The 11,912-nt window shown below is 33.3% G+C and carries 14 protein-coding genes; 3 read left to right on the top strand and 11 right to left on the bottom strand.

Going from position 1 to position 11,912, the window contains the following annotated elements:
• The 5 genes from ESB04_RS12600 to ESB04_RS12290 all read right to left on the bottom strand — a co-directional run.
• Nucleotides 1–210: hypothetical protein (locus ESB04_RS12600; protein ID WP_205749516.1), on the bottom strand; the 210-nt coding region annotated here is incomplete at its 3' end.
• Between the two features lie 14 nt (nt 211–224).
• Nucleotides 225–476: a hypothetical protein gene (locus ESB04_RS12305; protein ID WP_129028053.1), complete on the bottom strand. Its 252-nt coding sequence runs from the start codon at nt 474–476 to the stop codon at nt 225–227.
• 10 nt (nt 477–486) lie between these two features.
• Nucleotides 487–1,059 carry a hypothetical protein gene (locus ESB04_RS12300; protein ID WP_129028052.1) on the bottom strand — a complete coding sequence of 191 codons (573 nt, stop codon included), beginning with the start codon at nt 1,057–1,059 and terminating at the stop codon, nt 487–489.
• A gap of 55 nt (nt 1,060–1,114) precedes the next feature.
• Complete coding sequence (locus ESB04_RS12295) at nt 1,115–1,342, bottom strand: hypothetical protein (protein ID WP_129028051.1); 228 nt, start codon at nt 1,340–1,342, stop codon at nt 1,115–1,117.
• Between the two features lie 133 nt (nt 1,343–1,475).
• Nucleotides 1,476–2,459, bottom strand: coding sequence for a helix-turn-helix domain-containing protein (locus ESB04_RS12290; RefSeq protein ID WP_129028050.1), 984 nt, complete (start codon nt 2,457–2,459; stop codon nt 1,476–1,478).
• Between the two features lie 213 nt (nt 2,460–2,672).
• Between ESB04_RS12290 and ESB04_RS12285 the strand changes: the two genes are divergently transcribed.
• Nucleotides 2,673–2,858, top strand: coding sequence for a helix-turn-helix transcriptional regulator (locus ESB04_RS12285; RefSeq protein WP_129028049.1), 186 nt, complete (start codon nt 2,673–2,675; stop codon nt 2,856–2,858).
• Nucleotides 2,858–3,727, top strand: a complete 870-nt coding sequence (locus ESB04_RS12280; RefSeq protein WP_129028048.1) for a DEAD/DEAH box helicase — start codon at nt 2,858–2,860, stop codon at nt 3,725–3,727. Before ESB04_RS12285 ends, ESB04_RS12280 begins: the two co-directional genes overlap by 1 nt.
• On the opposite strand, the gene ESB04_RS12275 is transcribed toward ESB04_RS12280, so the two are convergent.
• The 5 genes from ESB04_RS12275 to ESB04_RS12250 form a co-directional block, all read right to left on the bottom strand.
• Nucleotides 3,640–4,410: an aminoglycoside 6-adenylyltransferase gene (locus ESB04_RS12275; protein WP_088655699.1), complete on the bottom strand. Its 771-nt coding sequence runs from the start codon at nt 4,408–4,410 to the stop codon at nt 3,640–3,642. The genes ESB04_RS12280 and ESB04_RS12275 overlap by 88 nt on opposite strands.
• Nucleotides 4,411–5,044: 634 nt before the next feature.
• The gene (gene abc-f / locus ESB04_RS12265) at nt 5,045–6,631 is read right to left on the bottom strand and encodes a ribosomal protection-like ABC-F family protein (protein ID WP_062040341.1); all 1,587 of its coding nucleotides are present in this window, start codon (nt 6,629–6,631) and stop codon (nt 5,045–5,047) included.
• 293 nt (nt 6,632–6,924) lie between these two features.
• A complete protein-coding gene (locus ESB04_RS12260) occupies nt 6,925–7,266 on the bottom strand; it encodes a tyrosine-type recombinase/integrase (RefSeq protein WP_205749515.1) in 342 nt (113 codons plus the stop codon).
• A 16-nt stretch (nt 7,267–7,282) separates the two neighbouring features.
• Nucleotides 7,283–8,218 carry an IS3 family transposase gene (locus ESB04_RS12255; protein ID WP_262707683.1) on the bottom strand — a complete coding sequence of 312 codons (936 nt, stop codon included), beginning with the start codon at nt 8,216–8,218 and terminating at the stop codon, nt 7,283–7,285.
• The gene (locus ESB04_RS12250) at nt 8,218–8,535 is read right to left on the bottom strand and encodes a transposase (RefSeq protein ID WP_129028044.1); all 318 of its coding nucleotides are present in this window, start codon (nt 8,533–8,535) and stop codon (nt 8,218–8,220) included. The genes ESB04_RS12255 and ESB04_RS12250 overlap by 1 nt, the downstream gene beginning before the upstream one ends.
• A gap of 362 nt (nt 8,536–8,897) precedes the next feature.
• Between ESB04_RS12250 and ESB04_RS12245 the strand changes: the two genes are divergently transcribed.
• Nucleotides 8,898–10,814, top strand: coding sequence for a hypothetical protein (locus ESB04_RS12245; RefSeq protein WP_129028043.1), 1,917 nt, complete (start codon nt 8,898–8,900; stop codon nt 10,812–10,814).
• 182 nt (nt 10,815–10,996) lie between these two features.
• Here the strand turns inward: ESB04_RS12245 and ESB04_RS12240 are convergent, their stop codons facing one another.
• Entirely contained in the window at nt 10,997–11,512 is a 516-nt protein-coding gene (locus tag ESB04_RS12240) for a hypothetical protein (protein WP_129028042.1), read from the bottom strand.
• Between the last annotated feature and the right edge of the window lie 400 nt (nt 11,513–11,912).

Genomic DNA, 11,912 nt, shown 5'->3' with positions numbered 1-11,912 from the left:
GAGCTTTAATGAGTCGTAGGTTTGGTAATGATGCAAAATTTTATCAGCTAATTTTTCATTATCACCAAATTGAACCCTATAGTAATCGAACAACATTTTCAATTCTTTTTGGGAAAAAGTTAGGTAAAACGTATAATCGTAATCATCAAATGATCTTGATGGATAATGCTCTTCAAGCGATAAACCATGTCGATTAAATTCTATTTTCATAACAATTGAGATTTTTAAGAATTTTGAATGGGTTTGTAATTTCTTGAGATATAAAAACAAATAAACCCATTTAAAAGCCCTCGATGTGTAATAGGCTCATCATTGTCCCAGCATGGAAAAAAAAATTCGTTTACCTGCACCCCAGCAAAGTTTCTAAACCCAAGTGAAAAAAGTTTTTCAATCTCTGTTAGAGAAAGATTGAAATCAGCTCCAATGACTTCAGCTCGCGCTATTAAATATTCATGTAATAAAAGCTTAAATTCCATATAAATCTGATTATTGGTTTAAGAATTTATATTCAAGACAGTATTCATGCCACATAGCCGCCTCCAATTCTTTTTCAACATCTTTAATAATGTTCGAAGGTACTTTTCCACCTTTTTTAACCTGTTCTGCTTGTCCAACTACTCTTGAAAATTTCTTAATTACTTTTCCATCCTGGTTATTAATCCAACAACTTTTTGCAAGCAAGTATCTGGTACCATAGGCGTTTTTAGAGACGTTGAAGTAGACCTTGAACTGGATTATTAATCTGATTTTTTTGATTCTAATGGCATGGGCATTAATGTATTGGTTTACTACCTTAGCTCCACCATTTCTTGAAACAGTTTCATTCATTAATTCATTGGAATTAAGAAATTCTTTGAATTCTTTTTTTGCTAGATTTAGTTCATCAAATAGATATTTTTTCGATTTATTTAACCATGGCTGTCCTTCAAATTCATCCTGATCTAACCAGTCTTCCCATTTATCCTCTGGTAATGGCATTCCAAAGAAGAAAAAGAAAGACTGGGTGGCTTTAACAGCCCATAATGACGATGTACCTATTACCAAATCCAAAATTTCCATGGTGCAAATCTAAGTAAATTATTTTAGTTACCCAAGATATAATAGATAAACTATTTTATTGTAAAATTGGGTTTAGTGCAGAATAGAAGTCATATTCCATTTGATCTTCTATTGATTTAAAATTTGGTTTATATTCTTTTACCAAATCATTCCAATAGCCTTTTTTGAAGGAGATACAAGCTGTTAAATCATGGTACTGTTCCCCTGCAAGGTAGATTCCAGCTTTGATTAGATTTCCACAAAGCTCAATGTCATGACCTGAACCCGTTGAATTCGAATTCATAAGTTGATATCTGCCTTTTCTAAGGATTGAAATCCCATTGTTGCAATTTTCAAGATTTAAGTCTGTTAGGACTTCTATGAATCTGATCATTGTTATTAACTTTTAAAAGTTTACTTCTAGTTTAGGTAAAGATCTAGCCTATATTTTGAATAATATTGGCTTGAAACGGATTTGTATTTGATATGGTAATATTTGGTGTTAATTCATCTCCGTTTTGCTCCGCATTTTGAGGTGAGATAACTAAGTTGAAATATCTATTAATAAGATTAAAGCAATAAGAAATATTCTTTTGACCAAGCAAATGATTGTTTAATACATCAAACCTGCATTTATATTTAAATAAATCTTCTTGATTTATAATTGAATCTATACAGGATTCATGAAACCTATTGATAAATAATTTTATTAAATCTGTTGAGGTTTCTTCCAATTTTATTTTACTAAAAAAATCAAAATGAATTAATATATTGTTTTCATCCATTAATTCATTATAATCATTAGAGTTATTCTTCTTTATATCTTCTTTTATATAATCTGTTATAATTTCTGTATTATGGTTTGAATTATGTTCTTTAATATACTCTGAATTATCTTCTGAGCTATATTCTGATTTATCTTCTGGTAACGGTGATCCCAATTTTTCCTTCAGCTTGTCTCTTTTTGTTACATCAATCATACCATTTTTATAGCACTCAAGTAAGTATTCATTGCTATGCTGTTCACCTTTTTTACTAATGGATTTCCCATAATACAACATTCGAAAGTTCACATTATTTAACTCTTCTTCAGTTGGTAAACGGTACCAGAATGTTTTATCCTGCTTATAAATATTAAAGTTGCCAACGATTAAAATACCAGATTTCACAAGTTCGCGTAAATGTTTTCCCACAGTTTTCTCTTCTAGCCCACATTCGTCAGCCCAATATTTATAGGACGCAAATGACCAATAGTATCCATTCTTCAAGTGTATCTTACTTTCTTTATCTTCATTTCGATAAATCCAGTTTTTTATTTTTCCAAACAAGATCTTCTTTACAGGATCTTTTATCAATTTCAAATCACTGTTGAATACAGTGAAATAGGTGTCATTTCCTAATACTCTTTGCTTTCTAGCCATTTTTTTATTTTTTTAATTTTCACCAAAATCGGTTTAGAAAAATATAACGAAAAAAAATGGGAAAACCAAATCTATTACTTACTTAAAGTGCTGTTAATCAAATAGTTGTTGTTACATAAAAATATTTTTGTAAGAATAGACTATGGCCTATTGTTAGTAAGTTCTGCTAAATAATTTAGGTTTTCATTAAAGTAATTCTTTAATTTGTTGTGTATGCTTCGTCTCAAAGAGATACTTGAAAAAAAACGGATGACACAAGTGGAATTATCTAAGAAATTAGGGGTTTCAACTGTTACTGTAAATCTTTGGGCAAAAAATAAATCTGAGCCATCTTTAAGAATGATACTCAAAATATGTGAAATACTTAAAATAAAACTATCTGAATTAGTTGAACAATAATGAGTTTAATCACCCCATATCAAGCGAAATATTTTGCATACGAGCTTCTTAAAAGAGCAAGTTCAGACTCAACAGAAAAGTTTGGAGCTGCTCTACTTGACGCAAAAGTAGAATTAAATCCACATCAAGTTGAGGCAGCATTGTTTGCGTTTAAATCTCCCTACTCTAAGGGTGCGATACTTGCAGATGAGGTTGGCTTAGGTAAAACAATTGAAGCAGGTATACTTTTAAGCCAAAAATGGGCTGAAAATAAGCGTAGAATATTGATTATCTGTCCATCTTCATTAAGAAAACAGTGGGTGAATGAATTAGCGGACAAATTCTATCTAAATTCTGAAGTAATTGAGAGTAAAAATTTTAATTCAAAATATAAAAGTGGTGTAACTAATCCATTTGATGACAGCAAATCTATTAAAATTTGTAGCTACCAATACGCAAGCAAACAGGCTGAATTGATTCAACTAACTTCATGGGATCTTGTAGTGTTAGATGAAGCTCACTATTTGCGTAATGTCCATAAAAATCCAGACAGTACTGCATCAAAAATCAAAAATGCAATTAAAGATCATAAAAAGGTTTTATTAACGGCTACACCTCTCCAAAACCGTTTGGAAGAGTTGTTTGGTTCGGTTTTACTATGTCGTACAACGGTTACGCATATGGCCAGTGGCGGTTTGCGGGCTGCATACCTGTCCGCCAGCACAGAAGCTGATGCGGGCTACAAAGCTTCAAATACCCACTTCCCCCGCCATTGGCTATATGCGATGTTAGCGGTAGTTTTTTATTCAATTCTTTTTAATATTTCTTTGAGTTTTAGTCCAACATTTAGTTTGTCAAACAGCTTTTCAGATATTTTCAATGAATTTTGAAAGGCTGTATTTATGTTTTTAGGGTTTAAATCAGATGTTGTAAGTATAAATTCTGAATACCAATCTTGGTCAATATCTTTTTCCAAACTTTTCGTCGGGCTTTCCCAATGTTGAGTTTTATTTGTTACTGTTCTGATGAGCCAAAGTAAGTATTTTTGAACAGTCGTCAAGCTTTGGTGGGCGTGGGCAAATTCTTCTCTTTTGATTAAATTGTTCGTTGTCAGCAAAACATTCAGTAATGATTGGCTTAGCCACAAAATATTTTCGTCTGTGGTTCTATCAGGGAATTTTACTTTGATTTGATTTAGCGTTTCCGTTAAAAGTCCGTCTTTGTCAATTAAATTCATTTGGTCAAAATCACTGAACGCAACAATTCCTTCCCACGATTTAATGATTTTTATTTCGTCTGTTTTTAAAAAATGAAATTCGCCTCTAATCATATTCTCAAAAATAGCGACTTCACTTCCGTATTCATTAATGAAATATAAAGCGACAGGATAAACTTGGTTTACCCATTCTTCAGCCGAAAAGTTTTCTTTGGTTTTTAGAAAGATGTAAAATTCGATGTCAGAATATTTGTCGCCTTCATTTTTAGTAAATGAACCGTACATAAAAACTGCGGAAACATTTTCGTCTTGTTGAGCTATTGATTTGGTTTTGTTAATCATTTGTAACTGTGTCATTGTTGTAAATTTTAAATTGTTGATAAATACAAATCATCATAACTTTTGAGAGTAATGATTTATTTCTGTTTTTATTTTTAAACAGTTACTTATAGCTTCATCGGATTGTTTTTTAGTATTTATGTCGTTTTCGTAAAATTACCGCTAACGTTCGAGGCTTAACGCAGGTTGGGAATAGTTGTTACTACTGCTGGCTTGGCCACTAAAAAACTCGATTAGCTGAAAGCCAAATTACTGAAGTTGATTAGCACTACCAAAGCTGATGGGCCATTGATGAAGCCCAAATTGCGTAAAGCCTATTGTTATAAGCTGCTCATTGAATTTATATTAATCGCTCTAAAGAAATTGTTAGAAACTCCAATAATAATACTGCTATATTGTTTGGCCTTGTTCAATAGCTGGTTTGATTAAAACCACCTAGAAAAATCATTCGCTCTTTTGCCCAAGTTAACCAAACCAACAGCCAGGATCTGCGCTGCAGCTGAGTAGCTGATAACGGTTCGGGTATTGCCGCAGTGGGGGATTTTCAGCACCAAAGTTCAATAGATGTACTACCGTTTGTTTAAGCACAAAAGTTTCATAGAAGCACTTTACCCCCCATTGCGGCAATACCTTGTTAGCGGCTGTATTTTTATCAAAGTTCAATTGTCCGTTCTATGTTTATTTGTTCTAAAAATGTTTCATCGTGCGACACAACAATGATTGTCCCTTGGTATTCATTTATTGCTGCTGTCAGTATTTCAACATTCTGTATGTCTAAATTATTTGTTGGCTCGTCAAAAATAATAATATCTGGTGACTTACTGTTAATCGTCAAGCAACAAAGTAACAAACGCATTCTTTCGCCACCACTCAAAGCACTACAAGATTTGTCCCAATCATTTTTTGTAAACAAAAAGCGGTTGAGCCGGATTTTGATTTCGTGTTCTTGTAATGCAGAAACATTGAATTGTTCGGCTTGTTCGTAAACTTTTAGTTTGTTGTCAAGCAAAGAATAGTCTTGGTCAATGTAAACCGCTTTGTTGTCTGCTCGGTAAATTGTTCCTGCTTGCGGTTTAATGTCGCCCAAGATGAGTTTTATCAAAGTAGTTTTTCCCGAACCATTTGTACCTTTCAATGCGATTCGTTCGCCACTTGTAATTTGAAAGTTCAGATTGTCTTTCCAAAGCGGTTGTTTGTGGTAAGCATAATTGATATTTGTTGCCGTAAACAAAACTTTTCCTTTGTGTAATGCTGAATTGTCAAAACCAAACTTCATTTTGTCAATGTCAGGCAACGAAGAACGAAGTTCTTGTAAGTCTTGCGAAATGCCCCCGATTTTTTCTGCGTGAACACTTTTCATTTTTGATGTGCTGTTTTCTGCATTGTTTCGCAAAGTGTTCAACATTATTCGGGCAACGCCCGCTTTTTCTTGTTTGCCTCTTCCACGACTGTCTAATTTTTGCTGTCGTTCCAATGTTTCCCGTTCTTTTTCTTTGGCTTTTCGCAGTTCTTTTTCTTTGCTTTGAATGTCTTGACTTAAAGCGTTGTTTTCAATTTGTTTTTGCTCTTTGTAAAAGTCGTAATTACCGCCATAAACTTTAACTCCGTGTTTACTTAATTCGCAAATTGTGTCCAACAAGTTTAGTAATTTTCTGTCGTGGCTTACAACAATCAATGTGCTTTTTGTGGACTTAATGAAGCTATACAAAAGTTGTCTGCCCGAAACGTCTAAATGATTGCTTGGCTCGTCCAACAAAACCAATTCGGGTTGATGAATGGAAATTCCCGCCAAAAAAACTTTTGTTTTTTGTCCTCCGCTTAACGTTTCCATTTTTTGCGATAAGTCTAAGCCGTCCAATTGCCAAAAGTTCAGTGCCTCTTTGCAACGGTCTTCTATTGTCCAATCGTCATTCAGCAAATTGAAATTTTCCTCGCTTGTGTTTCCGTTCAAGATGTCTTTCAAAGCGTTCAATTTGCCTTCAATTCGCAACGCTTGTGCTATTGTCAAATGATTGAATTGTCCGAAAATTTGCGGAACATAATACGGCTCTGCGTCAATGTTTATTTGTCCGCTTGAAGGTTGAAGTTCGCTTGCAATAATTTTGAGCAAGGTAGATTTCCCTACTCCGTTGTTGCCTATTAAAGCTGTCTTTTCGTGATTGTTTACTGTCAGATTGATGTCGCTAAACAGTAAATCTTTGCTTGGGTGTGTATATGAAATGTTTTGTAAAATCAACATAATTTCTTTCGTTAAAGATGAAACAATACAGCAACCGCTTTGCGGTTGTTGTTCTGATATGTCTGAAAGAAATTATTTTTTACATTCTGTCTTTACTTAATTTTTTGTGTCTGCAAATATATGAACTTTCTGTTTAGCACGGTCGGTTGTAATATAGCCGCTAACACTTAAAAGTACGCGTTCACTAAAATATAAAAAAGTTTAAATCAATCATTTATAATTGCGCTTTCGGGAGTAGCTGAAATCATGATACTTAAAATAACGCGTCTGTCTACTTATAAATACGCAGAAGGTTACCAATTTAGTTTATCTAGTGGACTTTCAATTTTTCCAATCGCCACCCTACTAACATGGGTATATAGCATGGTAGTTCGGATGCTGTTATGCCCAAGTAGGGCTTGAATGATTCTTATATCTGTTCCTGCTTCCATCAAATGTGTTGCATAACTATGTCTCAACATATGTACGCTTCCTTGTTTATCAGTTACTTTTTGTTTGGCCAAATGCATTACTTCTTGAACAGATCTAGTACTATATGCTCCCCCAAATTGGCCCTCGAATAAATATTCCTTAGGCTTATATAAAAGAAAATACTTTCTTAATGTTTCAAGTAATATTCGTGATAATGGAACCATGCGGTGTATCGACCCCTTAATTTTTGGACAAAATGGGGTTAAAATTTGAGACAATTTCTGATTTTTTTTCTGTTTTATAGGGTACGGAATTTTGGTTAAAGATTTGCAAGAACTGTTCTGGTGATTTTCTGCCCAATGAGCCATGCTTTCGGTGATTGTTGTACCACTCATAATAACGGCTGAAGATCATCTGTGCATGGTAGATGGATTCAAACTCATATCGCTCTACCACTTCTCGCTGAACATTACTATGTAAGGCTTCGATATAGGCATTTTCTTCAGGGGTAGCTACATGCGTAAACTCCTGATTCACCCCCTTTTCTTTTAAAAACTGCCTTATCACACCGGCAATGAACTGTGAGCCGTTATCATTCCTAAGGGTCATATTTTCAATCTTGTATTCCATGAGCAGAAGAGACAGCAGCACGATTACATCTCCCTTTTTGATATTAAACCGCAGCATATGCGTCAATACCTTGCGACTATACGCATCTATTACCGTTAGTAATAGCGCATTACGCTGTGCCCCATGTATATGAACGTATTTGATATCCATACACAGATGTTCCAGCGGTTTTTCTGCCCGGATCTTTCTAAAACGAACAAACTGTCTAGGTACGCCAATGGATCCAATCTTACGGTTGAACAATAGGTTATTGATTTTCATTAGCCGGTAAACCTTTTTGTGATTGATAATATATCCCATCTGTTTAAGCTCATCCCATACGTTCTTGTAGCCATAGCAGCAGAACTCTTCCTGGAGAATCGATTCTACGTCCTTTACTACGGTCGTGTTATCAACCAGCTCTCCGTCTGAGGTAACGGTCATTTCACTGGGTTTACGCCCACGTAAGCCGTCTCCCCGCTTGTAGTAGAAGCTACTTCGGGGAACCCCTGACCACATCAACAGCTCTTGCTTGTTTACCATGGGATGTGTTTCAAAATGCTTGATTACTTCGACCGACGCTGATCGTGGAATTGACTTTTTTTTAAAAGCTCGGTCTTGAACTCAAGTTCAATGGATTGCTTAGCCACTATATTCTTCAATACCCGGATTTGCTCTTCCAGTGCTTCTACTTCCGGATTACGCTGTTTAAAATAAGATTGAAGATTCGCAACACCCCCTGCATTGAAGCTATCTCGCCACCTTCTGAATACAGAGGGAGAAAGATTGTGTTTACGCAAAGTGGCAGTAATACCAAACTGATCTGCTTCATTGATGATTGACAGTTTCTCCGAAGCCGAGAAACTCCTTCTTGTTTTTGACATGATTCCTAAATTTAGTGACTTAATTGTTTTTACAATTCTGTCCAGCTATTTAGGGGGTCAATACAGAAGATGGTTATGGTAAAGATTACCGGATCCTAAACCTGAAAGAAGATAATTTAGATTTTAAAAATAAATACCTGACAGCTAACTTACTTTCATTCTATCAGCAACTACTTCTTTTTAAGAATAAGCCAGAATTAGCTAGTCAGTTCAGAATATTTAAACCGCTATGGGTATTTGTTGGAAGTAGTGTAAATGCAGTAAGAAAAGAAAATGGTATTGATACTTCAGACGTATTAGACATAGTCCATTTCTTAACAGATTTTCTAAAGAACCAGTCTGAATACACAAAATTTATTGAATTGATTTTAAGCAATAAATCTGGCCTTTTAGACGGAAATGGATATAGCATTTTTGATGGTAGCTTCGCATATTTAAATGAACTTGAATTAACGCCAGATCAAATATTTGAGGGTATAAATAAAGAAATCTTCCATAATCATAATATTGGTGCTAACCTATACCTTGATAATCTTAAAGGTGCTAATGGTGAACTTGGATTGAGAGTTGGTGATAATGAAAAGTATTTTGGTGTTATAAATGTTGGTGATGAAAAGAAGTTACATGATTTAGCCATGAATAATGGAATTTTAGGGTCTGAAAAAGATTTCTCAGAATCTCTTTTTGCCCAGATAAATGAAGTTAATCCTAGGCAGGAAATCAATATGCTTATTGGTTCAAAAAAATTTACGGAGGGTTGGTCTTCTTGGCGAGTAAGCTCTATGGGTTTAATGAATATTGGTAAGTCTGAAGGATCTCAAATCATTCAGTTATTTGGAAGAGGTGTTAGATTACAAGGTTATGATTTTAGTTTAAAACGTTCTGTAGGGCTAGATGACTATCAACGACCAGAGAATTTAAAAGCAATCAGAAAGTATTTAAGACCCCTAGAAACTCTTCAAATTTTCGGTGTTAAAGCTCACTATATGGAGAAGTTCAAAGAGCTTTTAGAGGAAGAAGGTTTGCCAACAAATGCAGGTGACTGGGTAACAATTACTATCCCTACACTAAATAAGATTGATATTTCTAAAAGTAATTTGAAGCTGATTCAAGTTAAAGAATCTGAAAACTTTAAGAAAAAAGAGATTTTAAAACTAGAACTAAATAAGAGTCTATTTAAAAACAGTCAAATTGAAGTGGACTGGTACCCAAAAATTGACTCTTTAGAGAGTTTTAAATCCAATAAAATTGAAACAGCAAAACAGATTTGCTATCTCAATTCTCAGCATTTTGCATTAATTGATTGGACGCAGATTTATTTTGATATTCAAAATTTTAAATCAAGTAAGGGTTTCGCAAACCTTGAATTAGAAAAGAAAACATTACAAGAAATAGTTTCCAATAATTCATGGTATAGGGTCTTTATTCCTGAGGATAAAATGAACTTTAGTACCTTGAAAAACATGAAGGTTTGGCAAGAGTTAGTTACTGTATTGCTCAAAAAGTATATAGAACACTATTACTTACATTTTAAAAATATGTTCAATGCAAATCATATTGAAACTAGATTATTATCTTCCACAGATGACAACCTTCTCTTACAGTATGATATTCGATTGAATAAAAATGAAGACATTGATGACATTGAAAAGAGATTTATACAACTTAAAAGTAAATTTTCTGAAACAACATTTCGATCCATTCAAATAGCTAACCAAGTTGAAGCTTTTGATAATTTAATGCATTTATACAAGCCATTGATTTATGTTGGAAAAGGCTATGAGAATAAGCTTCAAGTATTTCCAGTTGCTCTAAATGACTCTGAAAATAAGTTTATGAAAGATTTTGAAGATCAGGTTCAAAAAATGAATCCTTCAAAAATATTTGATGAAGTCTTTCTTCTTAGAAATCAGAGCAAAAAAGGTATTGGTTTTTTTGCTGAAGGCAATAATTTTTATCCAGATTTTATACTATGGCTTAAAAAACAAAGCAAACAATACCTCACTTTTATTGACCCAAAGGGTATAAGAAATTCGAATGGGATCAAAGATGCTAAAATTCAGTTTTTTAAGTACTTAGAAGAAAAAGTTCAACCACAAGTTACTAATGATAATCTGATTTTAAACTCATTTATCATTTCTAATACTAGATGGAGTGAAGTGAACTGGAAAGATAACCTAACTATCGAAGACTTTAATAACAACCAAGTATTCTTTCAAGAAGAACAGAATTCTGAATATATAAAACTGATGCTTCAAAAAATTATTAAAACATATTAAATAGTGAATTATAATTGATTTTATTACTTTTTTACACAGCCTGGTTATCGTAGGTTCTAAAATCTGAATCATAAAAAGTCATTTTCGTATTTTCAGTTAATTACTCTTTAAGCTCAAACATTTTAAATCTTGTCCAGACAATGTATATATGTATATAATAATACTCTTTGTGAATTATTCTCTTAAAAAAATAAATGACGATTTAATCTAGGTTCTACTGTAAAATCATGTAGATATTGATCTATTGATTCAGATAGATCTAACTTAAAATCTCTTGATTCGTTTAGCTTGCAAAGTACTTCAATGTGATCTTTAGCAAATTTGTAAACCTTTTGATCAAACGCCAGTTTATTTCCTGTAGTCTTTATTTTGGATAATATCCCCGCTTCATAATAACTTAACATTTTGAAGATAGGACAATTTATTCCAGGGATATTTATCATTAACATCAATCTATCCATTCTATCTGGTATGAATTCTTCTACAATATGAATTGATACATCCATTTTTTTAAAATCAAGTTGATCTATAATTAATGAATTCAATGCTTCTTCCTCAGCTTCAATATCATGGAGATTATTTTTCAACCTATCTAGTCTTCGAGTTAACCGCTCTCTTTCTTCCCTTATCTTGACTGCATTTTCTCTTAATTTTAACCTGCGACTATTTAAAATTTCAATTTTTTGGGCATTTCTCATATAGATGCATATTTATTGTATATACACAAAGTTATTATGAGTAATTTAAATACCCACTTCAAGAAATATTATGCCAAACAACTAAGAGATGGAATTTTGACTTTAAGGCTCGACGCTACTGAACGTGATAGGCTTTTCAAGTTATCAAATGTCACCAGAAGAAATAAGTCTGATTTAGTGAGAGATGCTTTATTTGAATATTTTCGAAAATTTGACGGAATTCTATGACACCTAATCAGAATCAGATTTTATTTAAAATCAGCAAAAAAGATCTTCTTAAAACCGCTAAATTAACGTCTAGAGATAGGGAAGAGTATTATTTCTATCTGAAACTCAAACAGAAGTTTGCAAGTTTTAAGGACAAGCACTATAAAGATTTCTTTATTACTCCCTAAAGCTT

This window comes from Aquirufa rosea, from assembly GCF_004118285.1.
In the GTDB taxonomy this organism is placed as follows: domain Bacteria; phylum Bacteroidota; class Bacteroidia; order Cytophagales; family Spirosomataceae; genus Aquirufa; species Aquirufa rosea.
This window is presented reverse-complemented; position numbering and strand designations above follow the sequence as displayed.

Bases quoted from the DNA above. Each gene is read 5' to 3' on its own strand.
- ESB04_RS12285 (WP_129028049.1), top strand. From the start codon at position 2,673: ATGCTTCGTCTCAAAGAGATACTTGAAAAAAAACGGATGACACAAGTG.
- abc-f (WP_062040341.1), bottom strand. From the start codon at position 6,631: ATGTTGATTTTACAAAACATTTCATATACACACCCAAGCAAAGATTTA.
- ESB04_RS12260 (WP_205749515.1), bottom strand. From the start codon at position 7,266: ATGGTTCCATTATCACGAATATTACTTGAAACATTAAGAAAGTATTTT.
- ESB04_RS12295 (WP_129028051.1), bottom strand. From the start codon at position 1,342: ATGAATTCGAATTCAACGGGTTCAGGTCATGACATTGAGCTTTGTGGA.
- ESB04_RS12305 (WP_129028053.1), bottom strand. From the start codon at position 476: ATGGAATTTAAGCTTTTATTACATGAATATTTAATAGCGCGAGCTGAA.
- ESB04_RS12240 (WP_129028042.1), bottom strand. From the start codon at position 11,512: ATGAGAAATGCCCAAAAAATTGAAATTTTAAATAGTCGCAGGTTAAAA.
- ESB04_RS12275 (WP_088655699.1), bottom strand. From the start codon at position 4,410: ATGACACAGTTACAAATGATTAACAAAACCAAATCAATAGCTCAACAA.
- ESB04_RS12300 (WP_129028052.1), bottom strand. From the start codon at position 1,059: ATGGAAATTTTGGATTTGGTAATAGGTACATCGTCATTATGGGCTGTT.
- ESB04_RS12250 (WP_129028044.1), bottom strand. From the start codon at position 8,535: ATGTCAAAAACAAGAAGGAGTTTCTCGGCTTCGGAGAAACTGTCAATC.
- ESB04_RS12280 (WP_129028048.1), top strand. From the start codon at position 2,858: ATGAGTTTAATCACCCCATATCAAGCGAAATATTTTGCATACGAGCTT.
- ESB04_RS12290 (WP_129028050.1), bottom strand. From the start codon at position 2,459: ATGGCTAGAAAGCAAAGAGTATTAGGAAATGACACCTATTTCACTGTA.